This window comes from Lacticaseibacillus parakribbianus (assembly GCF_025490915.1).
Taxonomy (GTDB): Bacteria; Bacillota; Bacilli; order Lactobacillales; family Lactobacillaceae; genus Lacticaseibacillus; species Lacticaseibacillus parakribbianus.
In genome coordinates, this window is the sequence record NZ_JANQBA010000003.1 from 160,587 (window position 1) to 186,090 (window position 25,504).

At 64.0% G+C, this 25,504-nt stretch carries 23 protein-coding genes; 9 read left to right on the forward strand and 14 right to left on the reverse strand.

Features of this window, described 5'->3' with window-relative positions; all coding sequences use genetic code 11:
• The first annotated feature begins 315 nt into the window (after positions 1-315).
• Together NUH19_RS04145 and NUH19_RS04150 are read left to right on the forward strand one after the other, a co-directional pair.
• The gene (locus tag NUH19_RS04145) at positions 316-1,293 is read left to right on the forward strand and encodes a hypothetical protein (protein WP_262315291.1); all 978 of its coding nucleotides are present in this window, start codon (positions 316-318) and stop codon (positions 1,291-1,293) included.
• Between the two features lie 248 nt (positions 1,294-1,541).
• Positions 1,542-4,526, forward strand: a complete 2,985-nt coding sequence (locus tag NUH19_RS04150) for a cation-translocating P-type ATPase (RefSeq protein ID WP_262315292.1) — start codon at positions 1,542-1,544, stop codon at positions 4,524-4,526.
• 83 nt (positions 4,527-4,609) lie between these two features.
• Here NUH19_RS04150 and NUH19_RS04155 read toward each other — a convergent pair whose 3' ends face one another.
• Together NUH19_RS04155 and NUH19_RS04160 are read right to left on the reverse strand one after the other, a co-directional pair.
• On the reverse strand, positions 4,610-5,047 hold the full coding sequence (locus tag NUH19_RS04155) for a hypothetical protein (RefSeq protein WP_262315293.1): 438 nt from the start codon (positions 5,045-5,047) through the stop codon (positions 4,610-4,612).
• A 100-nt stretch (positions 5,048-5,147) separates the two neighbouring features.
• A complete protein-coding gene (locus tag NUH19_RS04160) occupies positions 5,148-6,620 on the reverse strand; it encodes an MFS transporter (RefSeq protein ID WP_262315294.1) in 1,473 nt (490 codons plus the stop codon).
• Positions 6,621-6,694: 74 nt separating this feature from the next.
• Here NUH19_RS04160 and NUH19_RS04165 point away from each other — a divergent pair, with 74 nt between their 5' ends.
• The gene (locus NUH19_RS04165; RefSeq protein WP_262315295.1) at positions 6,695-7,018 is read left to right on the forward strand and encodes a hypothetical protein; all 324 of its coding nucleotides are present in this window, start codon (positions 6,695-6,697) and stop codon (positions 7,016-7,018) included.
• Positions 7,019-7,201: 183 nt separating this feature from the next.
• Here NUH19_RS04165 and NUH19_RS04170 read toward each other — a convergent pair whose 3' ends face one another.
• Complete coding sequence (locus NUH19_RS04170) at positions 7,202-7,573, reverse strand: hypothetical protein (protein WP_262315296.1); 372 nt, start codon at positions 7,571-7,573, stop codon at positions 7,202-7,204.
• Positions 7,574-7,582: 9 nt separating this feature from the next.
• Positions 7,583-7,891, reverse strand: coding sequence for a DUF2628 domain-containing protein (locus tag NUH19_RS04175; protein WP_262315297.1), 309 nt, complete (start codon positions 7,889-7,891; stop codon positions 7,583-7,585).
• A gap of 157 nt (positions 7,892-8,048) precedes the next feature.
• Here NUH19_RS04175 and NUH19_RS04180 point away from each other — a divergent pair, with 157 nt between their 5' ends.
• The 4 genes from NUH19_RS04180 to NUH19_RS04195 all read left to right on the forward strand — a co-directional run bounded on the left by NUH19_RS04180 (position 8,049) and on the right by NUH19_RS04195 (position 11,188).
• On the forward strand, positions 8,049-8,279 hold the full coding sequence (locus tag NUH19_RS04180; RefSeq protein ID WP_262315298.1) for a helix-turn-helix transcriptional regulator: 231 nt from the start codon (positions 8,049-8,051) through the stop codon (positions 8,277-8,279).
• Positions 8,266-8,694: a DUF2178 domain-containing protein gene (locus NUH19_RS04185; protein WP_262315299.1), complete on the forward strand. Its 429-nt coding sequence runs from the start codon at positions 8,266-8,268 to the stop codon at positions 8,692-8,694. The genes NUH19_RS04180 and NUH19_RS04185 overlap by 14 nt, the downstream gene beginning before the upstream one ends.
• A 168-nt stretch (positions 8,695-8,862) precedes the next feature.
• Entirely contained in the window at positions 8,863-9,327 is a 465-nt protein-coding gene (locus tag NUH19_RS04190; RefSeq protein ID WP_262315300.1) for a PH domain-containing protein, read from the forward strand.
• Positions 9,317-11,188: a PH domain-containing protein gene (locus tag NUH19_RS04195; protein WP_262315301.1), complete on the forward strand. Its 1,872-nt coding sequence runs from the start codon at positions 9,317-9,319 to the stop codon at positions 11,186-11,188. The genes NUH19_RS04190 and NUH19_RS04195 overlap by 11 nt, the downstream gene beginning before the upstream one ends.
• 329 nt (positions 11,189-11,517) lie before the next feature.
• On the opposite strand, the gene NUH19_RS04200 is transcribed toward NUH19_RS04195, so the two are convergent.
• The 3 genes from NUH19_RS04200 to NUH19_RS04210 form a co-directional block, all read right to left on the reverse strand.
• A complete protein-coding gene (locus NUH19_RS04200; RefSeq protein WP_262315302.1) occupies positions 11,518-12,615 on the reverse strand; it encodes a WxLIP family cell surface protein in 1,098 nt (365 codons plus the stop codon).
• A gap of 78 nt (positions 12,616-12,693) precedes the next feature.
• The gene (locus tag NUH19_RS04205; RefSeq protein ID WP_262315303.1) at positions 12,694-13,392 is read right to left on the reverse strand and encodes a WxL domain-containing protein; all 699 of its coding nucleotides are present in this window, start codon (positions 13,390-13,392) and stop codon (positions 12,694-12,696) included.
• A 239-nt stretch (positions 13,393-13,631) separates the two neighbouring features.
• Positions 13,632-15,158 (reverse strand): hypothetical protein, encoded by a 1,527-nt coding sequence (locus tag NUH19_RS04210; RefSeq protein ID WP_262315304.1) that lies wholly within the window; start codon positions 15,156-15,158, stop codon positions 13,632-13,634.
• 762 nt (positions 15,159-15,920) lie between these two features.
• On the opposite strand from NUH19_RS04210, the gene NUH19_RS04215 reads away from it, so the two are divergent.
• Positions 15,921-16,913 (forward strand): AraC family transcriptional regulator, encoded by a 993-nt coding sequence (locus tag NUH19_RS04215; protein WP_262315305.1) that lies wholly within the window; start codon positions 15,921-15,923, stop codon positions 16,911-16,913.
• A 334-nt stretch (positions 16,914-17,247) separates the two neighbouring features.
• On the forward strand, positions 17,248-18,369 hold the full coding sequence (locus NUH19_RS04220) for an NAD(P)-dependent alcohol dehydrogenase (RefSeq protein ID WP_262315306.1): 1,122 nt from the start codon (positions 17,248-17,250) through the stop codon (positions 18,367-18,369).
• A gap of 584 nt (positions 18,370-18,953) precedes the next feature.
• On the opposite strand, the gene NUH19_RS04225 is transcribed toward NUH19_RS04220, so the two are convergent.
• The 7 genes from NUH19_RS04225 to NUH19_RS04255 all read right to left on the reverse strand — a co-directional run bounded on the left by NUH19_RS04225 (position 18,954) and on the right by NUH19_RS04255 (position 25,265).
• Positions 18,954-19,292, reverse strand: a complete 339-nt coding sequence (locus tag NUH19_RS04225) for a cupin domain-containing protein (protein WP_262315307.1) — start codon at positions 19,290-19,292, stop codon at positions 18,954-18,956.
• 8 nt (positions 19,293-19,300) lie between these two features.
• Positions 19,301-19,615, reverse strand: a complete 315-nt coding sequence (locus NUH19_RS04230; RefSeq protein WP_262315308.1) for a cupin domain-containing protein — start codon at positions 19,613-19,615, stop codon at positions 19,301-19,303.
• Positions 19,616-19,748: 133 nt separating this feature from the next.
• Positions 19,749-21,665, reverse strand: a complete 1,917-nt coding sequence (locus NUH19_RS04235; RefSeq protein WP_262315309.1) for a lectin-like domain-containing protein — start codon at positions 21,663-21,665, stop codon at positions 19,749-19,751.
• 112 nt (positions 21,666-21,777) lie between these two features.
• Positions 21,778-22,236, reverse strand: coding sequence for an LPXTG cell wall anchor domain-containing protein (locus NUH19_RS04240; RefSeq protein WP_262315310.1), 459 nt, complete (start codon positions 22,234-22,236; stop codon positions 21,778-21,780).
• Between the two features lie 16 nt (positions 22,237-22,252).
• Complete coding sequence (locus tag NUH19_RS04245; protein ID WP_262315311.1) at positions 22,253-23,314, reverse strand: WxLIP family cell surface protein; 1,062 nt, start codon at positions 23,312-23,314, stop codon at positions 22,253-22,255.
• A 99-nt stretch (positions 23,315-23,413) separates the two neighbouring features.
• Positions 23,414-24,139, reverse strand: coding sequence for a WxL domain-containing protein (locus NUH19_RS04250; RefSeq protein ID WP_262315312.1), 726 nt, complete (start codon positions 24,137-24,139; stop codon positions 23,414-23,416).
• 475 nt (positions 24,140-24,614) lie between these two features.
• A complete protein-coding gene (locus NUH19_RS04255; protein WP_262315313.1) occupies positions 24,615-25,265 on the reverse strand; it encodes an MIP/aquaporin family protein in 651 nt (216 codons plus the stop codon).
• Positions 25,266-25,504 lie beyond the last annotated feature (239 nt).

Consider the following 25,504-nt stretch of genomic DNA (forward strand, 5'->3'; position numbering starts at 1 on the left):
GCCGTTAGCACGCGTTACGGCCCGACCGCCGGCTGATTGGCGACAGCGCGGCGGTCGGACCAAGTCGACATAACGCCCGGTTGCCTTGGTCAATTAAATAACGTATTTCGATATATTTCAATTGTGTGTCGAACCCAGGTCGTTGCTGGACACTTCCCCGTCCAATGCGATTGCGGCGTGTCAATGGCGACGCATTCAATCACAACTCGCGCCGAACGGTGACCGCGACCGGCATTTCTCATTTAATTACCATTAATTATGAGATGACAGTGTGAATATTTCTGGTATAATAATGCCAGCAAAGGAGGCGATGACATGACAGACCCACAACCACCGCGCGACGACGCGGCCCCTTGGCGTCTCGTTAGCGCCGATTCGATCGACCGGACGGCCTTGACCCGCATGGCCGACGACGCCCGGGCCGGCCATGCCGTCTGCCGCCTGATTCCCGCGGCCACCCACCTCGAGCACCTGATCGACGACCTGACGGACCTGGCCGAGCCGCTGGCGCTGGCGGTGGTCATGCCGACCGTCAGCCAGCATGCCTTCACCAACTTTTTGGCGTTGACGGCCAAGGTGCAGGCCGCCGGGGCGACCGCGGTCACGCTCACCGCCCACAACACCGGCGGTCGCTACCGCCAGCACCTGGCGGCCAACCCAACCCAGGCCGCGAACCTGGCGGGGCTGACCGCGGCCGGGCTCACCCTGTGCGACACCGCCCAGCCGCTCAAGACCCAGCTTTTGAGCATTCGCTACCCGGCGGCGACCTTCACCATCACCGCCACCGCCAGCCTGTTCTCCGACCGCGTCGCCCAGGCCAGCGACCTGAACGTGCTGACCTGCACCCCGACGGCCAGCAGCACCCTGGCGCCGTGGCTTTCGGCCCTGGCGGCCAACAGCACCCCGGTGGCCGTCGCCGAACCCGCCACGACGCCCGGCATCCTCACCGCCAGCATGCGCCAGGCCCTGTGGCGGCGCTACAAGCCCGACCGGGTGACCGAGGGCGTCCTCATCGGTGGGACGCGCTACACGGTTTTCGAGTACGACGCGCTTGAGCTCACCATCTACGACGCGCTGACCGCCCCGGTGACCTGCCACGCATTCCTTCACCGCCGGCCGGCCGCGATCCTAGCCCGGGCCCAAAAGCTCGGCCGCATCGCCCGGCTGTACCGCGTTCCGACCTCCAACGACCACCTGGTCACCACCCAGGCGGCTTTGACCAAGCTGGCCGGCCGGCTCTTCCACCCGGCCAACCGGCGGCGGCCGACTGATTCACCGCAGCAAATAACTTGACACCCGCATCAGTTTTCGCTTAAGCTAGGAATAACGAATTGCATATGCAAAAACGGTTGGGCGCAAGCTTCAAGAACCGCTTCCCTGGGGAGGGAGGCCTTGAAGCCTGCGCCTTTTTGCCGTCTTCTCGCACCACCCGCCGGCGCGTTTCCCGTGAAACACCCGCGGCCTGGCACCACCCAACGCGCCACCAGCCTGGCACCACCGCACCACCGTCATTTGCACCCCGCCATCATAGGAGGAACCCCATGTCAGACTTTTACCACCAGCACAAACAGGACGTCTTGGCCGCCCAACGCACCGACCGCACCCGCGGCCTGACCGCCCAGGAGGCCGCAAGCCGCCTGCAAACCGGCGGCCCCAACGCCCTGCCGACCCCGCCGGCACCAAGCGCCTGGCGTCAGTTCGCCGCCAGCCTCAAGGAGCCCCTGGTGATTATTTTGTTCGTCGCCGTGGCGCTGGCGCTGGGCAGCGCGGCCTACGACTTCACGGTGACCGGCGATTCGGCTCATGGCATGGCCGCCATTTACGAGGCCGTCGCCATTTTGCTGCTAATCGCGGTCAACGCCGGCCTGGGCTTTTGGCAGGCGCAACAGGCCGAAAAGTCCCTGGCCGCCTTGAAAACCATGAACGACCACCACGCCACGGTGCTGCGCGACGGTGAATGGGCCCAGGTGCCGGCCGAGACGCTGGTGCCAGGCGACATCGTGACGGTCAAAACCGGTGACTTCATCGAGGCCGACCTGCGCTTTTTGCACTGCGCCGAGCTTGCCGTCAACGAATCGCACCTGACCGGCGAGGCCGAGCCAATTCTCAAGCAGACCCACGCGCTTGACGGCGACATCTCCTTGGGCGACCGCACCAACATGGGCTACTCCGGCTCGATGGTCACCGGCGGCAACGGCCTCGGCGTGGTGGTCGCGACCGGCCGCGACACCGAGCTGGGCCGCATCGCCAAGCTCTTGACCCAGGTCGCCACCAAAAAGACGCCGATCGAACGCACCATCGCCGCCCTGACCCGCAAGCTGATGGCCGTCGCCCTGGCCGTCGTGGTCGCCACCTTGGGGCTGGAGCTCGCCAAGGCCTACCTGGCCACTGGCAGCCTGTCTTTTGCCGCCATCGCCGAGTCCCTGTCGACCGCCATCGCCCTGGCCGTCGCCGCCATCCCCGACGCCTTGCCGGCCGTCTTGTCGATCGTGTTGACCATCGGCGCGACCATGCTGGCCAAAAACCGCGGCCTGATCAAGTCGCTGAACGCGGTTGAGACGCTCGGCGCCACCTCGTTCATCGCCTCGGACAAAACCGGCACCCTGACCCAAAACCAGATGACCGTCACCCGCTTTTGGGCCAACGGCGCGACCTACACCGTCGAAGGCAGCGGCCTCGACCCGGTCGGCGAGATCCTGCCGGTCGACGGGAACGCGACCGAGTTGGCAACCGCAACCGCGGCCACCGCGGCAGGGGCCACCGCAGCAACCACGGCAGATGCCGCGCCGGCGACCGGGGACGGGCCGGCGACCTGCACCGCAGGCCCGACCGCGACCGCAGCAGGGGCCGGTGCGGCCGCAGCGACGCTGGCCCCCGACCCGGTGGCCGCCTACCGCCGCTTCGTTCTCGCCAGCGTTTTGAACAACGAGGCCGCAATCACCGAGGACGACGACGGCAAAAAGGCCCCGTACGGCAACCCGACCGACGTCGCGCTGGTCGTGATGGGGCATAAGGCCGGCATCGACCGCGACCGGCTTTTGGCCAAGGACAACGACCTGGACATCGAAATCGTGCGGGTGCTGCCCTTCGACTCGACGCGCAAAATGATGAGCGTGGTGATCAAGGACGGTGACGGCTACCAGGTGCTGACCAAGGGGGCCCCGGACGTGATTCTCGCTCACACCGACGCGGTGACGCTGGACTCGGAGCTCGTACCGGTGGCCACGGCCCGGCCAATCGTCGAAAATCAGGTGCTGGCCTTCGCCGAGGACGCGCTTCGCACCATCGCCGTCACGCTGCGCGACATCGACCGCGAGCTGGCCTTCCACGGCACGACCGCCGAGCTTGAGGAACACCTGACGCTGCTCGGCGTGGCCGGCATCATCGACCCGCCGCGGCCGGAGGTGCGGCAAAGCGTGGCAGAGCTGCAGGCCGCCGGCGTCGCCGTGGTGATGATCACCGGCGACCACGCGGTGACCGCCCGGGCGATCGCCGTGAAACTCGGCATCGTGAAGGACAAAACGGCCCGGGTCGTGACCGGCCAGCAGCTCGCCGCGATGAGCGATGACGAACTCTATCGCCTGGCGCCGGCCATCCGCGTCTACGCCCGGGTGTCGCCTGAACACAAACAGCGCATCGTCACCGCCCTGCAGCGCCACCAGGAGGTCGTCGCGATGACCGGCGACGGCATCAACGACGCCCCCGCCCTTCGCGCCGCCGACATCGGCATCGCCATGGGTATCAACGGTACCGAGGTGACCAAGGACGCCGCCGACCTGATTCTGCTGGACGACAAGTTCACCACAATCGAAAACTCGGTGCGAGCCGGCCGGACCATTTTCGGCAATATTCAAAACTTCATGCGCCACGAGCTGACCACCAACGTCGCCGAGGTGCTGGCGCTGCTGTTCGGGGTGCTTTTGATGATCCACCCGGTCGGTGCCGTCGCCGCCACCACGCCGACTTTGACCGCCTTGATGGTGCTGTGGGTGAACATGGTGTCCGACGCCTTGCCGAGCTTCGCTTTGGGCTACGATGTGCCGGAGGCCGACCTGATGCAGCGGCCGCCGCGCGACGTTCACGCCTCGATTCTGGAGGGCATGCTCGGCCGCATTTTCCTTCGCGGCATCGTGATGGGCGGCCTGGTTTACCTGGCCTTCCTCTGGGCGGCCAGCCACGGTGCGACCGCCGCCGAGGCGCAGACGCTGGCCTTCTTGACCCTGGTGTTCGGCCAGCTGTGGCACGTGTTCGACGCTCGCAGCCAAAAAACGCTGTTTCGCCGCAACCCCTTCGCCAACGGCAAGCTGCTGCTGGCGGTCGGCTTCGCCGCGGCGGCCAGCCTGCTGGTGACGCTCCTGCCGTTCTTCAACGCCGTGATGGGCACGGCGCCTTTGTCCGGCTGGGCCTACGCCGCCGTGATCATCCTGCCGGCCCTGCCGACCTTCGCGCTGTCGGGGCTCAAGGAGCTGTGGTGGCGGCTTCGCCCGACGCCAACGGCCCCGACCGCCCCGGCGGCCGAGGACTGAGCTCACGCCAAAAACGCGCCGCAGCCCTTAATTCAAGGGTTACGGCGCGTTTTTGCGTCTGGGTTAAAAAAGGCCGCGGCCGCTCAGCTCAGCAAAACCAGCGCCAGCAGCCCGACGGCAATCACCAGCGCCAGGCCGAGGGCCACCGCGCCGGCCCGGGCCCGGCGCGGCGTCCGGTCGGTCTGGACCAGCGGGTGGTCGGCGGTGTAGCCGACCGGCTTGGGGCGGTAGGTCGTGCGAACCGCCCGGTGCGGCCGGACCGACCGCAGCACCAGCAGCCCAAGCAGCGCGATTGCGGCCCCCAAAAGCAGCCCGATGGCCGCCGGATGCGCCGCGGCGGTTCCGCCGCCACCGCCTTTGGTAACGTGAGTCAGGCCGCGCCAGTCGACCCGCGTCACCAGGTAGGTGATGAAATCGATCACCGGCCCAATGGCGACGACCAGCAGCCCGATGGCGCCGGCGACGACCTTGACCACCGGCGCCTGCTTACCGCCGGGTCGCTGTCCCTGATTGTTCAGCATACCCATCCCACCTTTCCGTTCCTCCCCATTATCGCGTAAGCGCTGCCAATTAGCAATGCCGCACCGCGGCCGTTCGCCCCCGAGCGACGCGGCGAGAACCTTAGGCGCGGTCGCGAGCCTCGCGCGGTTGAGCGAACCGCGGGGCGGTTTCAGGCGCCGCGAACAGGCAGAAGACCGCGGCTGCGGCCAGTAAGCCGCCGCAGACCAGCATCGCCGCGTTGACGCCCCGGGCGCTGGTCAAAACCGGCAGCAGGAACGTGCCGGCGGCCGCGCCGATGCGGCTGAGGGTCACCACCATGCCGACCCCGGTGCCGCGAACTCGCGAGTCGAAGAGCTCCGACGTGTAGGGGTAATCGAGCACCAGCCCGGCCGACAACACAACGGCAAACCCGGCGAAAAGCGCCAGCGCCACCACCGGCGGCGCCTGCCGCCAACCGACCAACACCCCCAGGGCGGCCGCGGCCAGTGCGAAGTCGCCGATCAAAAACCACCGTCGACTGACGCGGTTGAACACCACGGTCCCCAGCAAAACGCCGATCAGCATCGCGCCGACGTACAAATTTTGGGCAAAGGACCCGGCGCCGAAACCGAGCTCACCGACCAAAAGCGGCAAAAACAGGCTGATGCCGAAAAAGGTGAAGGACTGGGCCGCGTAGAACGCGCCGCCGACCGCCGTCGCCCGGCGGTAGGGTTTGTGAAACACCGCGGTCCAAGGCAGCGGCTCGCTGACGGTTCGCTTGAGGCTGCGCTGCTTGCGCGACAGCCCCCACTGCCGCCCGAGGTGCCGGCGAATCACCCGCGTGGCCGCCTGGGGCCGCCCCTGGTTGACCAGCCAGCTCGGCGACGTCGGCAGCTTGGCGAGGTTGCGGACAACGGCGGTGATCAGCGCCGGCACCACCGGCGACACCATCATCAGCCGCCAGTCCCACGCGCCGAAGCCGGAGATGTTGGTGCCGGCGAAGCTGGCGGCGATGAAGCCGAGCGTCCAGTAAATCACCAGGTGGCTCTGCAGCCGGCCGCTGTCCTTGAACGGCAGCCACTCGATCAGCAGCGTGTTGCCGGCCGTGTAGTCGACGGCGATCATCAGCCCGGCCAGGATGCGAAAGACCAGCGTCCAGCCCAAATTCACCGTCACCAGCTGGCCCAAGGACACCAGCGCCAGCCCCCACATGTTGGCCAAAAGCAGGCGCCGCCGCCCGACGCGATCCGCGAGCTTGCCGACCAGCAGGCTGCCGGCCAGCCCGATCAGCGTCCCGGCCCCAATCAGGCCGACCCAGGCGCTGCTCAGGTTCAGCTGCCGTTGGGCCACGGCGATGGCGGTGCCGCTGATCTGAATCGCGTAACCGCTGGTGAACTGACCCAAGATGATGGCCAGGTAGATGCGCAGGTGAACCCAAGACAGCGGGGCTCGCTTGTAAAACTTGGGTTCCTGTGGCGTTTCGAGGTTCGTAGTTTTGTCGTGATTAATTAGATCAAGACTCCCTTCTTGAGTAGAAAAATCTAATGCAACAGTTACTATCTTATCGTAAGTGGCCGCAATTGTCCAATCGCCGCGTTGATTAGCGGTTGTCAATCCCCCGGGTTGTGGCCTACAATTCTAGTGACAACGCGCCGAGCTTCGACGGCGCCGCCAGACGAGGTGAGCTCATGAATGTTTTCCGTGCCTTAAAACTGCTCCAGATCGAACACCAGCCGCTCAACCACCAGCAGGTCGTCATCACCGACCCCAGCGGCAAGCCCGACGCCGCCTTGACCGACCTCTTGGCTGACTGCCTGAGTAAAATCGACATTTTCGCCGATCTGACCAGTGTCGACTCGGTCGCCGACATCATCGACGACCTGCACCTGCTGACGCCGCTGCCTTACGACGTCTTGGAGGAGTACCAAAAAATCCTCGAGCAGCCGATTGAATCGGTCAACCTCGCCCTGCACAAGGGCCTGGTCGAGCTGGTTTACCAGCCGCTGGTCTGAGCCCAAGCAAAAAGCGCGCCGGTTCCCGTCTTCAATGACAAGAACCGGCGCGTTTTGGTGTGGTCAGGATTTGAACGCGCGGCCGCGGCCGGCCGCACAAGTCCGAGCGACTGGCCCTGACGCGGCTTCTCCGCAACGCCGCGCGGCCTAACACGGCGCGTTCCGGCCGGCACCGCCGCGGCGTCAGGCCACGCGGCGAGCCAGCGCCTCGGTCAACTCGCGGGTCAACCGCGCCACCGTGGCATCGGCCGGGTAGAACTGCAGGTTCTCCGGCCGGGTCAGCTGCCAGTCAATAGCGCCGTAACGCGGGGTGCGTCGGCTCAGATCCGCCGCCGTGTAGCCCAGCCGATCGGCCAGCTGCCACAGCTCGGTCAGCGCCCGGCGGCGGTTGGCCGCCACGCGGGTCGACACCAGCCACAGCAACACGGCCCACAGCCCGTAGGCGAGGGCCAGCGCCAAGCGCCAGTTCATGAACGGCTCGAACACCAGCCGCAGCAGGCCGCCGCCAAAAATCAAGACGAGGGTCTCAAGCACTACCAGCAGACGTTTGCTCATCAGGGCCTCCTAGTGCAGGAAGTTTTTAGCTCGCAGCGCATCGGCACTGGCCTGGTCGGACGGCGCGAACCCGTGGTTGATCAGCTCGTTGATGTACAGCCGGTTGTAGACGAACGCGAAGATGATGCTGATCAGGCCGATTGAGATCCCCCAGGTGAAGGTGCCGGTGCCGATCTGCAGCACCGCGATGATGAGGGCCCACTTCCAGTCGCCGCGAAGCAGCGCCGGGAAGAAGCCGAAGAAAAAGGTGGTCCAGGAGAAGCCGATCTTAGTCTGCTTCACCGCGTGGGTGGTCGGATGGGTCATGCTGATGCGCATCGTGTTGCCTCCAAAATTGATTTAAGCCCATCATAGCACAAGCCGCCGGCCGCGGCGGGACAATTTTGACGGCCGCAATTGGGGGTTGACGCGGCCAACGCCGGCGGCTATTATGAAGCCAACTTCACGTGAAGTAAGCTTCACCTTCGGAGGCATTATGCAAACACGCGTCAAGGAGTTTCGCAAGGCGGCGGGGCTGACCCAGCAGCAGCTGGCCGACCAAGTCCACGTCTCCGCCCGTACCATTATTTCGATTGAAAAAGCGCAGTACAGCCCCAGCCTGATGCTGGCGTACCGCCTGGCCCAGGTGTTCGGCACCGACGTCGAGACGCTGTGCTGCCTGGCCGCGAACAAGGAATTGGAGGACAAGGAAATTGAAAATCTATAACTTCAAGGGTCTGGCCACCGGGCTCGGCCTGATTGCGATGGGCGTGGTGTTGACCGTGCTGGCCGTGATCAAGCCGCAGCCCGGCGCCGCCAACCTGATTCAAAACATCGTGCTGATCGGTCTGTCGCTGGTGCTGGGCGGCGCCGCCGTCGCCCGGTCGCTGTCCAAAAGTGCGACCCACAACCAGCGGCTAGCCGAACGCGACGAACGCCAGGTGCTGATCCGGCTTCGCGCCAACACCCTGACGCTTGAAATCGTAGTCGGCGTGGCCGCGGTCGTGGCTCTGGGGCTGGCGGTCATCGACCGCGGCCACGACGACCTGATCATGGGCATCATCACCGGCAGCCTGTTGACTTTGGGCGTTGCCTTTTGGGCGTGGGTCGGGGCGACCGCGCATTTCAACCGCAAGTTCTAGCGCAGACGGCGCCGCGGCCACCGACTGACCGCGGCCGCATCGGGCCCAGCCCTGCGCCCAATCACGGGCAGCGGCCACCTCGGTCCCGGGACGGATTGCCGCAAGCGCTGGCGCCTGCTAAATTAGCGCTAGGCGGGTCGGGACCCGCGACACTTTGGAGGCACAATAATGGAAGAACACTTACCGCAACAGATCAAGCAGGTCTGGCGCATCGGCGCCGGCCTGAGCCTTTTGTGGTGGCTGGCCGTCACCATCGGGCTGCTGGTCGCCAACCACCTGTGGCACTGGCCGTTGTGGCTGATCGCCATCAGCCTGGGCATGGCGCTGCTTCACCCCGCAATCGAGCTGGCCCTGATTCCCTACCGCTACGCTTTTTGGCGCTTTCGCATCACCGACACCGCCGTCTACCTCAAGGAAGGCGCCGTTTTTCAAAAGGAAACCGCGATTCCGATTCGCCGCATCCAGAACGTGACGCTTGAGGCCGGGCCAATCCTGCGAGCTCACGGCCTGCAGGAGGTTCAGATTCAGACCGCCTCGACCACCGACTCGCTGGCCGGTGTGACCACGGCCGTGGCCAACCAGCTGCGCGATCGCATCCTGGCCCTGGCCAAGGAGGCGCGTGATGACGCCTAATCGCCTCCACCCGCTGGCCCTTCTGATCATGCTGGGCAAGGGCCTGTACGGCTGGGCCGCCATCTCCCTGGCCTCCGCCTGGGCGATTCTGAAGGACGCCGACTCCCGCTGGTGGTCGCTGCCCCTGGCCGCCGTGGCGCTGATTGCCTTCGTGGTCATCTACGTGCTGCGCTACCTGCGCTTCACCTACGTGCTGGGCGAAGACGCGATCACCATCAACTCGGGCCTGTTCGTTCGCAAAACGCGCCACATCCCCTACGCCAACATCCAGACCCTGAAGCGGTCGCAGTGGCTGATCCTGCAGCCCTTCGACCTGCTCAGCCTGAGCATCGAAACCTCGGGCCACGAGGATAACGACGCCGAGGCCGAACTGGTCGCGGTGCCGACCGCCGTGGCCGCCACCATCGAACGCCGCCGCAAGCAAACCAGCGACCAGCCGACAGCGGCCGGCCAGGCGCTGGTTGCCGCCAGTGTCACCGCTGACTCCACGGCCGTGACGCCACCGGCCACCGGTCAGGCGACCGGTGACGGCACCGCGCCAGCCGGTGACAACCCTGCTGCCGCGAACCAAGTAATCGCCGCCGAGGCCGCCGACCAGATAGCCGCCGGTGTCACCACTTCGCCAAACGCCGCCCCAGACACCGCGGTGCCCGACGCCACCTACCGCATCGCCGCCCGGGACCTGAACCTTTACGCCCTGACCAGCATGGGCTTCGTGCCGATCATCGCCGTGTTGTTTTGGCTGTACGACAAGACCGACGATTTTCTGCCCAAGGGCTGGGTCCAAGGCGCCGAGCAGCAGCTGGCCGCCCTGGCCGTCGTCGTGCTGGTCGCGTTGGGTCTGCTGGTTCTGCTGCTGGGCATCGCCGCGGCCTACCTTGGCATTTTGCAAAAATACTACCAGTTCACGCTGCGGCGCGATGGCCACACGCTGACCGCGACGCGTGGCCTGTTCAACCGGACCACCACCAGCGTTCGCATCGCGCGAATTCAGGCGGTGCGGGTTCGCGCGACGCTGTTGCGGCAGTGGTGCCACCTCGCCTCGGTGCAGGCGCTGACCGCGTCCAACGCCGCAGACGACGAAAAGGACAACGATCTCGTGCTGATGCCCGTGGTTCAGTCCCGGCAACTGCTGCCGGTGATGGCACCGTTCGTGCCGTGGCTACCGACCGCGCTACCGCCGCTGACCGGTCCCGCGGCCACCGCGCCCTTCGTTCGCAACGCCGTCTTGGGCTACCTCGGCCTGGGCCTCGCCGTCGCCTTCGGGCTTCACTTTTGGCAGCCGCACTGGGTGCCGATTGTGCTGGTTGTGACGGTGGTGCTGGCGCTGGTCGGCCTCCTGCAGGGCCGCTACGCCGGCCGCACCCAGGGCGTGGCGACCCACGGCTCGCTGTTGATCGCGCAAACCGGCTCGTGGGGAACACGCCAAACCGACTTCATGCGCCGCGCCAACATTCAGTCGCTGAGCGTGGAACAGCCGCGCTGGCTGCGGTCGCGCGAGCGGTGCCACCTCACCATCAACTTGCGCCGCGCCAACCACAACGAGGCCATCGAGCTGCGCTACCTGAGCCTCGCCGCCGCGTCGCCACCGGGTGACGCGGCTTTTTGGTGCCTCCGTGCCATCAGGCCGCGGGACGGCGGCGGTGCAGCCCGGCCGCGATTGCAACCAAGCCCATCAGCAGCCAGCCGACCGTGGTCGCCGCGAGTGGCGATGCGCCGCCGGTTTGCGGCAGGTTGCTGTTGCCGGCGGCCGTGGTTTCGCCAGCGGTACCCGCCTTGCTACCGACGCTGCCGGCGCCGCCGCTTGCACTGCCCGGGCCGGCGGTCGCTTCGGTGCCGCCACCGCTTGCGTTGCCGGTGACGCCGGCCTGACCGCTGCCGGCCGCGCCACTGCCCGAACCGCCGCTCGAACCACCGGTGCCGGTCGTGCCGCTGGCAGTACCACCGCTACCGTCAGTGCCGCTGCCGTTAGTCGTCCCGCCGTTGTTCGTGCCGCCACTGTTGTCTGTGCCGCCGGTACCATCCGTCCCGCCGGTTTCGGTGCCATCGGTTTCGCCATCGGGGTCCGGGTTCGGCTGGCCGGCGTCGCCAATCACCGTGAAGGTGGCCACGGAGCGTTGCGCCTGGACCCGGGCAGCACCGGCGCCGGCCAAGAGCAGCCAGCCGCTCAGCAAGGCGGCGGCCAACAGGTTAAGTGGTCGTCTCATGTTCGTCCTTCCTGCGTCGGCGCCGACGCCACAGAATCAGCCACAGTAGCGCGGCCAGCAGCACAACCCCGGCGATGCTCAGCCAGGGCCACACCCACCCGGTCGCGTCGGGGACGGCGAGCTTGGCGGTGCCGGCCGCCTGCTTGGCCGTGACGGTGAAGCGGCGGGTGAAGTGCCAGCGGTAATCGCCGGCCACCGCCAGCAGGTCCAGCTCGTAGCGGCCCGGTGAAAGCGCGGTGGTGAGCGGCAGCCCGAAGTCAAAATGCGAGGTCGGCGCCATCGCGTAATCCGTCACGCTGCGGGTCACGGTGACCTTGCTCTGGCCGACCGGCGTCACCTTGGCCGTGATCGCCAGCTTGCCGAACAGCCGCGCCCGGTCGTTTTGCAGCGTCGCCAGCACGGCCGGCGCGTTGTTTTGGCTGCCGACGGTCAGCTTGGTCAGGTTGAGGTGCGGCGCCACCAGCTTGGGGCTATTTTGCAGCTGAATCGCGACCATCATCGAAAAATGGTTCGCCACCGCCATGCCGCTGCCGCCGCCGTCGTAATCCGCCAGGTCCTCGACGTAAATGCCGCCCAGAACCTGCCCGTCAAACGCGGCCTTGGGCAGCGCCACGGTAATCGTGACCTCCCGGCCCTGATGCGCCGCCAGCGTGAAGTCGACCGGCGCCGAACTCAGCTCGCTCAGCCGGTACTTGGCGGCCGAATCGGTTGCGCTGCTCGGCGCGTAGCCGACCTCACCATTGGCCTGGGTGAAGGCGTCGGTCACCTGCAGCCGCATGTGCTTGGCCGCCCCGGTCGTGTTCGCGACCGCCACCACCAGCTTACGGGTGCTGCCCGGCGGCGCCTGCACGACGAAGTAACCCTTAGCGACGGCGTCCTTGGGACTCACCGGCGTCACGGCAAACCCGGCCCCGGCGGCCTGAACCGGCGCCGCCACCGCCAGCCAGGCCGCGGCGGCGAGCAGGCCCAGCAGCCCGGCAAGCCACGGGCCGAGGCGCCGCGCCGCGACCGCCAGGCGACCACGGGCGGGATTGGGTCGCCGGAAGCGGCGACCGTGTGGTTGTGCTGCCAGATTTTGCATGCTCACCCCTCCTGTCTCGGTGACCGCGATGGCCAAACGGGTCGGCCGCCCGACCCGCTTGAAATCACGGTTACCTGCTTATTCCGGATCCGGTGTGCTCGCCAGCGTCCAGTTGACGACGGCGCGGTAATCACCGGCCTGCACCTTCAGTTGCTGAACCAGCTGCACCGTCGCCTCGTCCAACAAGAAGCTGCTCCGGCCGGCGCCGTTGCCGGCCACCGCGTTCACGATGGACGCGCTGGCCCCGGCAATGCTTTTGCTTGCAAAAGAAGGCGCCAAATCCGTGTCCTCTGAACCGTCGTTATTGAAGCCCACCTCGAAACTCGTCATTCCGATGGTTGCATCGGCGGTCGGGCCCTGGAATTCTGTCCCGGTTTGAGCGGTCAGGTTCCAGCCGGCGTTGTTGCCGCGGAAGTCCGTCACAGTGATTTTGCCCGCATCATTGCCGTCGTAAGTGGTGGTGGGGGCCACCCCGCCAGCCTGATTGACGATGGTTAACTCTTTATCACCCGTCGCAATATCCTCAACGTTGGCTGTGCCGAAGTTGAAGTTTGGCACCGCGTCCAGCTCCAAAACCCCGGCCTCCAGCTTGAAGCTCGCGGTGGTGTTAGCCGCCGCGTGGCCGCTGGCATCCACTTCAAACCCGCTGCCAACATCAGTCTTGCTGATGTTGGCGGCTGCAGTCCCGGGCCCCGACGCTGCCTGGCCGGTGGCCAGTGGCGCCGCGGCAAGCGCCGCCGCCAGCGCGATGGCCCCGATTAATCCTTGCTTGCGCATGTGTGTCTCTCCTTTCACGTTCCACTTGCTCGAGAATCCGTTTTCTCAAGTTTCGGTATCGTAACACGACAGACGTTTTTCCGTCAACTTTTTTAAAAATCTTTTTTCAATATGATAATATTTATTAATTTGGACAAGTTTTACAATGCATCCAGGCCATGTCCGACGGGGCATTGCCGGTTTTTCGGCACCAAAAAGGCGAGCCTGCATCGCAAACTCGCCGCGTCAAAGTTTTGGCACTATCGGCTCGGCGCCGCGCCGACTGGTCCGGCGACCAGCGTCCAGGTCACCGTGGCGGCATAGGTGCCGGCCACCGGTGCCTTCTGGGCGGCCAGGGTCAGGCGGCCGCTCACCGCAAAATCCTCCGTCGCGGTCGGGCCGTACAGCAGTGTCACCGGCTGGCTGCTGGGCAGCGCGAGCGTCACCCGCGACCCGGCCGCCGTCAGCGCCAAGCTCGCCGGCCACGCCGGGGTGAAGCCGGTCGCCGCCACGCTCAGCTGCCACGGCCCCCGGACCACGCGGGTATCGGTTACGGTCACCGTGCCGCTGGCCGCAAGCGTCGCACCAGTGAAGGCCTGAGCCACGGTGAAGGCACTGCCGTCGGTCGGCGCGAAGGCGAGGTGCGGCACCGCCGTCAGCACCAGCGTTCCCGGCTCGTCTTTCACGTGCAGATGGGCCGGATTGCTGACGGCGCCGGCCTGCAGCAGATTTCCGCCCAGGTAGTAATCGGCGGTGGCCTGCACCGACGTGGTCGCCTGCACGTTGGCCAGATTCAGGGTGTCACCGGTGCCGGCGGCCGCGCCGCCGACCGTCCACCGCACGTTTTGTGCCGTCACCCCGGCCGGCAGCTTCAGGGCAAACTGGGCCGGGCCACCGCGAATCACGGTTTGGTCCGGCAGGTCGGCCAGCGCCACGCGCATTGGGCCAAGCGGCGTCACCGAGCCATCGTAGAACGGCTGCGCCGGAATCGTCAAGCTGCCACTCACGGTGCGAAGCCCGACTTCGCCGGCCGGATTGCTCAGCTGCAGGTAGTTTCGCACCGCGAACCAGTCATCACCTTCCAACCGGTAGTCGGGCACGATGGACGCCGCGGTGTTGAGCAGCCCGACGTCCGCGGTTTGGCCGCGAAAAACCACCCGCGACGTCGCGCCAAGCTGCGCCACCGGGCTTGGCACCACCAGCACCCAGTACAGTGCGGAGTGGTAGGCGTGGCCGTTGTTGACCAAGATGCTGACCTGGAACGTGTACCAGGTCGGCGTCGTGATCGCGTCGTCGACGGTCAGCTTGTAGTCGATGAAGTCGTTGGCCGGCCAATACTGCAGCGCCGGCGTATCCCAGGCCATGCCGGTCTGCACCCCAAAGCCGCCGGCGTCGGTGCTGACGGTCACCGGACCGCCGCCGACGCGGCGGCGGGTCACGATTTTGTAGCCGGACAGGTAATCGCCCCCCGCCTTGCGAAACGACGCGTAAAGGTGCAGATAGTCGTACCCGCGCTTGACGAAGGCGTAGTACCGATTCGCATCAGCCGGCGGCGACGCAAGGCCGCCCATCGTGTAGCCGTACCCCACCCAGTTCGGCTGGGTGCGAAACCCCGATCCGGTCGCGCCGCTCGCCGGCGATGGCGTCATGAACCCGGCCGGCACCGTGGTCGGCACCGTCACCGCCGCCCGCGCCACGTGCCGCGGCGCCAGCCACAGCGCCAGCGCGATGGTAACGATCAGCCCGAGGGCATGCCCCAGACGCCGCCCCCTTTTTCTCTGTTGCATGTCCTCGCTTCCCTTCACTCACAGTCTTGGACGCCCAATATAACAGGCCGCAAGCCAGCTGGCAACTTCGGCGAGCCCAAGCGCGTCGCACCGGGCCTGGCAGGCGAAATTTTTGGCACGGCGGCGCGTGGCGGGTGAGCCGTGCCGGCCAAACGGTTCGCCGCTTCCTTGGCGGCCGCGGTCAAAAAAACGCACCGCCGCCCCTGCGGCGGTCAAGCCAGGCGCCGGTCAGCCAACGCCGAAAAGGCCGCCGCAACGATTCGCGTTGCGGCGGCCGCGCCGAAGCCACCAGTCGCACACGCGCCGGTGGTCTTGGCCTGATTCGGTTAGGTTGCTGTCTTCGTCTTACCGTGGTAGTACACCATCGCTCTCGCCGGAACCGCAGCTACCTCGCGATGCGAGTAGGTTTCGACTTGGTGCGACCGGTGGGTGGCAGTCCTTCGCCCTGGTTTCTCCTAGGATCAGGAGTTGCACTAAAGCTCTCGAGTTTAAAGTCGCGTGGACGATACACTGCGACTTGGCATGGGTATGGTACTGGAGGCGCTTGCGCTCCGGACCGTTCCCGTGCGGTGGCTACTCCGGCGACCGTGGCTTTGAGTCGTCGCCCCGCACTAAGATAATCATCTAATAGTAGCTTAACACCGGACCAATTAATCGTCAACGTTTTCAATCTACCCTGTGCGATCTTGTTTTGTAAATATCCTTTGCGGCTTCCGGCCCGGCGGCGTAGTATGTAGGCAACCCGATGAAAAGGAGACCGCCATGGATCGTGACGTTTTGCACCAGCTTCAAGCCCTCAGCCCAATCGAGCAGCAGCAGCGCCAAAGCCGCCAGGTTGCCGACGACATCCCCCCGGCGGCCCTGGACCTGGGCCTCAGTGAAACCACGAATATGCCGGTGCTCAACGACTATTTTTTCCGCAACCGCAGCATCTACGTCTCCAAGCACAACCGCTTCGCCGCCTACCCGCTCCATACCCACCAGTTCCTCGAGCTCAATTACATGCTGACCGGCACGGCCGTCGAGCACGTCAACGGCCAGCGGGTGGTGCTGCAGCAAGGCGACCTGCTGCTTTTGGACAGCGGCAGCCGCCACGCCATCGAGGCGCTGGGCGAAGGCGACTTGCTCATCAACGTGCTTTTTCGCGACCAAAACATCTCGCTGGACCTGCTCACCCGGCTGCAAAGTCAGCGCAGCGTGTTGTACGACTTCCTGGCCAAAAGGGTCCAGCCCAAGCAGCCCCGCGGGTTCGTGCGGTTCGCCGGCACCGCGCAAGGCGAGGTTCAGGCCACCCTGCAGCGCCTGATCACCGAATACTACCAAGGCCGCGAGCTGGCCGACACGATTTTGCAGGCCGAGCTCACTGTACTTTTGGCCCAGCTGAGTCGCAACTACCCGCAACCCGCGGCCAAGCTCACCAGTGGTCAAGCGCTGGCGCTGCGCATGCTCAAGGCGATTCACGAAGACTACGCCCAGGTGTCCCTGGGCGGCCTAGCGACGGCGCTCAACTACAACCGTAACTACCTGGGCAACCTGTTTCGCCGCGAGGTCGGCCAGACCTTCAGCGCCGCTTTGACCCAGGAACGCCTGTTGCGAGCCCGTGACGCCATCCAGACCACGGAAAAACCGCTGCGCCTGATTGCCCAGGAGGTGGGGCTGCGCAACACCAGCTTCTTTTACACCCACTACGCCGCGCAGTTCGGTCACGCCCCCAAGGTCGACCGCGCCACGGGCCCAAGCGACCTGCGGCTGTGAGCCGCAGTGACGGCCGGTCCCAGGGCGGCGCAACCCACCCGGCCGGCGCCGCCCGACTCGCCCAAGACACATCCGGCTCCAGTCTCCGCTCGCCCGGTGCTTACGACACGTTTTGTCTCCCTGTAAATATGTCGCGTTTTCACGCCGGCGACGCTGCAACGCGGCCGCCAATCTGTACCACTTAGGCCATCCCCGTCGGCCGTCAGCTGTTGCACTCGCCAATCTAGCCACCGGAACATATCCCAAGAGGATTTTGTAAGCGATTGCTTTTGGCCCAGCGAGCTCCGATAATGAAAGCGTCAACCGACAAATCAGTCACAAGGGAGCGCATATCGTGAAAATTAAAGCAGCAGTGGTAGCAAAGCAGAACGCGGATTTTGAGATCAAAGACGACATTGAACTGGCCGAGATGGGCCCCGACGACATCCAGGTTCACATGGTGGCCAGCGGCATTTGCCACTCCGACGAGGCGCTGCGCATCGGCGACGCGGTCATCGATTACCCGATCGTCCTGGGCCACGAGGGCTCGGGCATCGTCGAGAAGGTCGGCCCCGAGGTCACCCAGTTTCAGCCCGGTGACCACGTGGTGCTGTCCTTTTACGCCTGCGGGAACTGTAAGTCCTGCCTGAAGGGCATCCCGACGCAGTGCGAGAACTACGCCCACAACAACCTGTCCGGCATTCGCCCGGACGGCTCGAGCCACTTCACCGAAAACGGTCAGCACGTGGCCGACATGTTCGACCAAAGCTCCTTCACCACCACCACCGTCGTGCGGGAGCGCAACGCCGTCAAGGTCGACAAGGCCCTCGACCTGCGCAAGCTCGGACCGCTGGGCTGCGGCTACGTGACCGGCTCCGGCACCGTTTTGAACACGCTGCGGCCGACCCCCGGCGACACCATCGCCGTGTTCGGTACCGGCGCCGTCGGCCTGGCCGCGATGATGGCCGGCCGCATCGCCGGGTGCGTCAAGGTGATCGGCATCGACATCGTCGACTCCCGCCTGGAACTGGCCAAGGAGCTCGGCGCCACCGACGTCATCAACTCCAAGGACCTCGACGTCGTGCAGGCCGTGCGGGATCTGACCGGCGGCCGCGGCGTGGACTGGGCCGTTGACACCACCGGCGTCACCGCCGTGATGGAAAACTCGATCAAGGTCCTCGCCCAGGGCGGCACGACCGCGACCATCGCCGTCACCCCGCACCACATCGACGTCGACACCTGGAACGACCTGTGCGTCGACGACAAGAAGATTGTCGGCGTCAACATGGGCGACTCGATTCCGCAAATCGACATTCCGCGGCTGATTGATTTTTACAAGCTCGGCGTGTTCGACTTCGACAAAACCGAGAAGTTCTACCGCTTCGACCAGATCAACGAGGCCAACGCCGACTCCCGCTCCGGCAAAACCATCAAGCCGGTGCTGGTCATCGACGAAAGCTACGTCCCGGGCGAATAAGTCACTACAATAGAGAACAAGGCCGGTGAATCCCAACGCGGATTCACCGGCCTATTTGTGTGGCAAGCCGCGTCACACCAACTTCTCATGCCCCTCACCTAGGCAAAACGCGCCGCATCTTGGTACAATGCATCCGCAGACAAAGTGATATGAGCGGTGGTCCCCATTTCTGAAAGAGGGTGATGCCAATGACGCTGAGGCGGATTGGTGGTCGGATTCTGGTAGAAAGGAGGACTTTGCAAACTCGTGATTTGGGTGATTGCCCAGAGTGTGACTTTTCTCGCGGAGGTCGAGCTGTTGTGCGTCGTGGTGACACGCGTTCTCAACCGCCTGACCAAGGTGGTCGTTGCGGCCACCGCGCTGAGGAAGGCACTCGGAGAATTCCGAAAATGAGCAAGCTAAAAGCCGCCCACATAACTTTTTGACCGAAGTGAAGTAGCGGCTTCTTAGCTTCTTAAACTTGGGCCACCGCTCTTAACGCGGTAGTCTGCAAGGCGGCACTCTTGCAGGGGTGCCGTTTTTTGCTGGTCTCAGTATAACATGGCCGGCTCGGCGCCGTAAACACAGCGGCGTGTCGCGGCCGCCTAGAGCTCCGGCTTCACCACCACCAGCAGCATCTGGAAGCCTTCGACGGCGTACAGCGAGTGCCGAGAGTTGGCCGGAATCACAATCGATTCGCCGGCCTTCAGGGTGAAAACATCGGCTTCGATGGTGACCTCGGCCACACCGCTCAGCACGTTGACCAAGGCGTCGCCGACTGCCGAGTGACCGCCGATCTCCTGGTCGGTGGCGACGGCGAACAGCGTCATGGTCATGTCCGGCCGTTGAACCAGGGTGCGGCTGTTGACCTGATCGGCGTCCAGGCTGACCAGGTCGCGCAGGTTCAGGACCTCTTTGGCGTTAATTTTTTGAATAAAAGGCATGTATCCTCCTAACCGCGCGGGGCGGTTTCCATCTGAATGAACTTGCAGCGGGTTCGCGCCTCCAAGGCATGCGGCGTCCCGGCCGGAATCACGATCATAGCGCCGGTCGGCACCGCGGTGGCGCCGTCTTGCACTACCGTCAGCGTCCCGTCGACCACCTGGATCAGGCGCGTCAGCCTGGATTGCTCGTTGCTGATGCTTTCCCCGGCGTCCAGCGCGTAGGCGACGAAAGGCAGTGCGATGTTGAGCTTGCGGCCGAACGACTTGCTGGCGATCTGGTGGTCGCGGTAGTCGATCAGCTCGGCGAGTGCGAGTGTTTGCATAGCGTTCCTCCGTTCTTCTTTCAGTCTGACCCGCCGGCCGGCAAAATGCAAGTTCTGCGGCGGCGCCAGTCAAAAGGCCCCACTCCCGTTGCGGGAATGGGGCCAGTGGATTGACGCTTGGCGTTGGCAAGTGCTACGGCACAATCGGCGTCACCGCAATCGTCCAGGTGATATCGGTCTGATACGTCCCGGGCTGAATCTGCGGGTACGGGGCCGTCGTTAGCGTCGCATTCGTGATGGCGCCGCTCGGTGGCGTCGCGTTGCCGCTGAACAGCGTGACCGCGGACGCGTTGCTTTGCAGGACCCTTTTGGCCCCGTTGTAGGTAAAACTGAGCGTGTTTGACATCGGAATTGCAGCCGTGCTGTCCAACAGATGGGTATTCCCCATCTGCGCCGTCAGCGTGACGTGTGAGTTGGTCGGCGCCGCCACCGTGATGGCGCCGGCCGTGCCGCTCACCGCGTTCAGCCCCTTGATCATCTGCGCGATGCTGAAGGGCCCGAACTGAAAATTCGGTGCGATGAGCTGCAGCGGATTGGCGACGATTGCGGGGGTCTTCACGGTCGTGGTGTAACGGGCATTGCTGCCGACCACCACGCCGGCCCCGGCGGTTGCCGCAACGGCCGTTTTGGCCGTTGCCACGATCGGCACGGTCACGGTGTAGAATTGACCGTCACCGTCAGACTTCAAAAACGGGGGAAGGTTCGACAATATCAACTGATCAGTATAGGATTTGGTATTGCCGTAGACATCGGTGATGTCAGTCACTTCATGCGTCGGCGTAACACTGGCAAGCATCGTCTTCGACGTGCCATTGCGCGTGACGGTTACTGGCACCTGCTTATTCTTGTCGACCTGAAAGGCATAACCATCCGTGGTTCGCAGCGTGGCGGTCAGGCTCGTGGTGTTACCATCGCTTTGAACCGGCCAGTCCTGCTTGCTGATGCTGCCGTTGTAGGTCAGCTTGTAGGTCTGCGCCAGCGTTGTGCCTTGGTAAACGTCAGAGGCCGCGGTGCCGTCCGGGTTGGTGACCGTGGCGGAAACGCCGCCGTCGACCAGGCCGGGGATGGTTTCGAAGGTGACAAGCCCCTCTTCCATCTTATCCCCAGTGGAGCCGGTAAAGCCCCAGAAAACACCGTTGGTCAGCGCAGAAGAGCCAAAAATTTGCTTCAGGTCGGTATCCGTCCAAGTCAGCGATTTTGAGATGGTAGTCTTGCTACTGATCTCAACACTGAAGGTCAACGTGCCGCCACCGGTAGATCCAGGAGTCCAACTTGCGGTCACTGTATGCCAGTTACCATCTGCGAAACTTTCACCACTCGGAACCGCCTGATAGCCACCGAGACCAGCCAGGTAAGGAATCGCCGTGACTTTAGAATCATTAATCTTACTAATCCCACCACTAGCTTTCGACGCGGCCACAGAGGCGGCCATACTTGCGCTAGTTGAGGTGAAGTTATCAAAAATTAAACTGCCTGTTTTGCCCGGCGAGCTTGAGTCAGTTTTGTACTGATACTTTTCACCCGGAAAACCCCAGCCAACGTACTGACCGCTATCTGTTTTGGCATTAACGTCGAGCTCACCACCACGATTAGTCGCATCGTTGTGATACGTATCGAAGGTCACCGCAAAACTATTCTGCAGTGCAGTGGCTAGCGTCGCGTTCTCCGTCTTCCACACGCCAATTCCTGAACCGCGATTGCCAACCGCTGTCGGCCGAACTCCGGCTAAAACAAACGCCAGCCCATCAGCGGGGTTACTGTACTTACCGAAGTAAATATGCATCTTGGTCGACCAGCTCTGCCTCAAAGACAGCGTCGAGGTGCTCCAAATCGACCCCGATTGCATCGTCGAATTGGTCACTTGCACCGCGACCTGGTTACCAATCGGATTTTGAAGGACTTGACTGCTACTTCCGGTGATGTCACTGTCGACATCAAGCCGCTTGACGGTCATCGCCTGGTCGAACGGCACGTATGCCGGCAGCAGGGTGTCCGGGTCGATTGGTTCCGGAAAATCAGCCCCGGACACACTTTTAGTGGTGGTCCACATATCCGACGCCGCCTTGACCGGCCGCACCGCGCCGCCGCGGCCGGCGAACCCCCCGACCCCGACGCCCAGCGTGGCCGCCGCGGCGAGGGTCAGCCAGCGGCTCAGGTGACGCTTAATTGAATGCTTCATCCGCCGCTTCCTCCCTTCGCCGCCGCAACAGCAGCAGGCCACACAATCCGATCAATCCCAACAGGCCGCTGCCGACGCCGGCCACCACGAAGGCGACGGCCTCGCCGGTCTGCGGCAAAAAGCGCTGCGGCTTGCCGGCCACGTGCGTCGCGGTGCCGCCCGTCGGCCCCGTCCCCGGCAGCCGGTCCAGCGGGGTCACCCGCGACGGCCGCTTGCCGGGCTTACTCGGTGTCGTCGGGCGGCTCGGCTTACCGGGTTGCCCCGGCTTGTCCGGCTGCGTCGGCTTGCCCGGCTGGCTCGGGCCGTCTGCGACCACCACGAGCTCGGCCACGGTGGTGCCGACGCCCGCGCCGGTGTCAGTCGCCGCGGCCACGCCGGCACCGCCGAAAGTCAGGCCGGCCAGCGTCAGCGCGACGACCAGGCCCATTTTCCAATATCGCATAGGCCACTCTCCTTTGTTATTGTTGAGGAGCGTTCGCGTTCTCATCGTCGTCTTCGTCCTTCTTGCGACGGCGCAGCAGCAGCAAGATCAGCCACCACAGCAGCCCGATCAGCAAGACGATGCCCAGCCCGATCAGGACCCAGCCCCACCACGGCATGACGAACGGCGTCTTCAGCGCCAGCTGCTTGTTAATTTTTTGCGCCTGCTCGGTCAGAATCGAGAAGTTGCGGCGCCAGTGCCAGCGGCCGTGCGGTCCGGTCACCAGCAGGTCCAGCGTGTAGTCGCCGGGCGTCAGCCCCGTTTTTTGGGTGATGCCGAAGTCAAAATGGCTGTTCGGCGCCGTCGTGTAGTTGCTCGCGACGCGCTTCATCACCACCGTGTCGGAGTCGCGCTTGTAGACCTTGGCCGTGTAAAGCATCTTGCCCCAGTAGGTCGGCATCGGGTTTTGCACCGTCGCCAAGACGCCGGGCTGGTTGTTTTGGATGCCGGCGCCGACGCTCAGCAGCTTAAGGTTCGGCTTGACGTGGTTCATCGCGCCGGTGCTGGTCTGCAGCTGAACGCCGACCAGCGTGGCGTAGCGATTCTTGAACTGCACCCCGTCGCTGCTGGCGCCGGCCGTCTCTTTTTGATCGACGATGTACAAGCCGCCGAGGATCACGCCGGTGAAGCCCTTGGCCGGAATCTTGAGCGTCACGGAGACGCGCTTGGTCTGGTGGCCGGCGAGCGTGATTACCTGGCTTTTGGTGCCCAGCTGATCCAAGCGGTACTGGGCCGACTGATCGGTCGGGCCGTTGGGCTTGTAGCCAATTTCACCGTTGGCCTGCGTGTAGGCATGCGTCAAGGACAGCCGAATGTGGCGCGTGGCCGCCGTCTCGTTGGTCACCGCCACGGTCAGCGGCTGGCTGGCGCCGGGCTTGACGACAAGGTCAAAATAGCTCGACACCGCGCTGCGCTGGTTGGCGGGGATCACCGGGCTAACGGTGTAGGCCGCACCGGTTGCGGCCTGGGTGGGTTGTGCCTGGGCAACCCCCAGACCGAGGGCCGCCAAGGCGATGAGCAGCAAGGTTTTAAGACGCAAAGTGAAACTCCTTTCGACAGACGGGAACGAAACGCGACCTCTGAAAAAAAGCGACCGAGGGGTGGCCCCTCGATCGCGTTACGTCCTCACATGAGTGGCTTATTCTGCGGTAACGGTGCTGGAAAGCGTCCAGGTCACGGTCGCGTCGTACTGGCCTTTCTTAACGTTGGCGTTCTTGGTGATGGCCAGCTTCGTGGTCGTCGCGTCGACGGTCGCCTTGGTGTCGCCTTGGCCAAAGGTCTTGGCGGCGTTCCAAATCGTCACGTCCCCGCCGTTGGTGGTCAGGTCAGCGGTCGTCGCGCCTTGGGTAAAGTTGTCGGCGGTCGCGGCACCGAGCCCGAGGGTCAGCGTCCCGATCAGCTTGTCACCGGCGGCGATTGCGGCAGCGCGATCGCTCAGCTGGTCTGCAGTTGCGGTGGCGTTGTCAAAATCGGAAACCGAGGCGCTGAGCTTCCAGCCAGCGCTGGTACCGCGCAGGTCGGTCACCTGCAGCTTGCCCTCTTGGTTTTCGGCCGCGTCGCCGGTCTTGGCAAGCGTTACGCCGTCCTTGTAAGGCAGCGTGACACCGGCGATGACGCTGGCCACGCTGGTCTTATCGAAGTTCAGATCCGGTGCCTGCACCAGCCACAGGTTCTTGTAGTCGCCGGTCCCTTCGTCACCACCGGGCGTGGTGGTGCCATCGTTACCGGCCGTCACGGTGAATTCAGCCTTGGTGGTCCCTTGAGGCTCACCGTTCGCCCCGGCAGCGGAAACGCCAAGCGGTGCAACCGTGGTGGTAGCGGCCAAAACAAGTGCAGCGGCACTAACAAGTAAAGATTTCTTCATCAGTGAATTCCTCCTATTTGACTCGCTGCCCCACGGCGTCCTAACGCCCAGCGAAGTTCTTAGATAACAAATTGACTATAGCAATTCACAAATATTTCGTCAATCGGGCACAATTTGCCGCTCGCTCGGCCGGAACGAAATCTCGTTAAAATATACTTGAATCGTTATATGAACCGTGTAAATGTTCCGTCAGCCCTGATTCCAAGGGAATTCTCATATTGTGGTCGTTCTTTATCTCCCCGTTGAAATGTAACAAAGCCTTTTTACAAAAGCTGACGTAAAATAAGTGCCGAGCGATTTTATAACTATTAGTTTAGGACGGCAACTAACATCGACCGAAAGCGCCGATGGTCGGCGCATAAAATTTATTTTATAAAATTGATACAAAATTTTGACTCAGAAATATTTTATTTTTTGCGGCCACAACAAAAAAACCTGCCGCCGCAGTCGCAGCAACAGGGGTTCCAGTTCGTGTCTAGTCTTCCGTGCCGAGCAGGAACCGGCCGGCGAAGGCCGCGACGACCGCCCCGACTTCCGGGGCGACGATGTACAGCCACAGGTGACTCAAGGCCGAGCCGCCGGCGAAGATTGCCGGGCCGATCGACCGCGCCGGGTTCAGGGAGGCGCCGGTCAGGTTGACGGAGAAGATAATCAAAAGCATCAGCGTCACGCCGATGGTCAGGCCGGCGAAGTCCCCGTTGCCGGTTTTGGCCGTGACGGCGAGAATCACCATCAAAAACAAGAAGGTGGCCAGGGCCTCAACGAAGAAGGCCGTGCCGACGTCGAGCTTAGGAAAATCGGTCTGCGCCAGCTGGTTGGTCGGCAGCTTCAAGGCGCCGACCACCACGCGAACCGCGCCGCTGGCCGCAATCGCGCCGATAATCTGGGCGACCATGTAGGCGAAACCCTCGCCGACCGGGGTGCGGCCGTTGATCATCATCGCGGTGGTGACCGCCGGGTTGAAGTGGCCCCCGGAAATACCGCCGAACGCGTAGGCCGACACGGTGATGGCCAGGCCGAAGCCGATGGCGATGGTCAACGCGTCCCCTTTTGCGAACAGCACGGCGCCGCTACCGAGGAAAACCAGCAGGAAGGTGCCCAAGAACTCCGAAACAAGTTTTTGCATCAATGATACCTCCATAACCCGCGACCAACTGGCCGCTGAATGACTCCAGTATAGCACGGCGGCCGCGCAAAATGGGCGTTTCGAGCAATATTGATTGCAAAAAATTTATAATCAAACTAATAAAGGCGGTGAGGCCAGCCGCGCCGGTCGCAGCCGCCGCAAGCGCCGCGTCGGGGCCGCTTCAGGCACGGGCTGACAGGCCCTCACCAATCTCTTGCGAGCGGTCACGACGGGGCTTC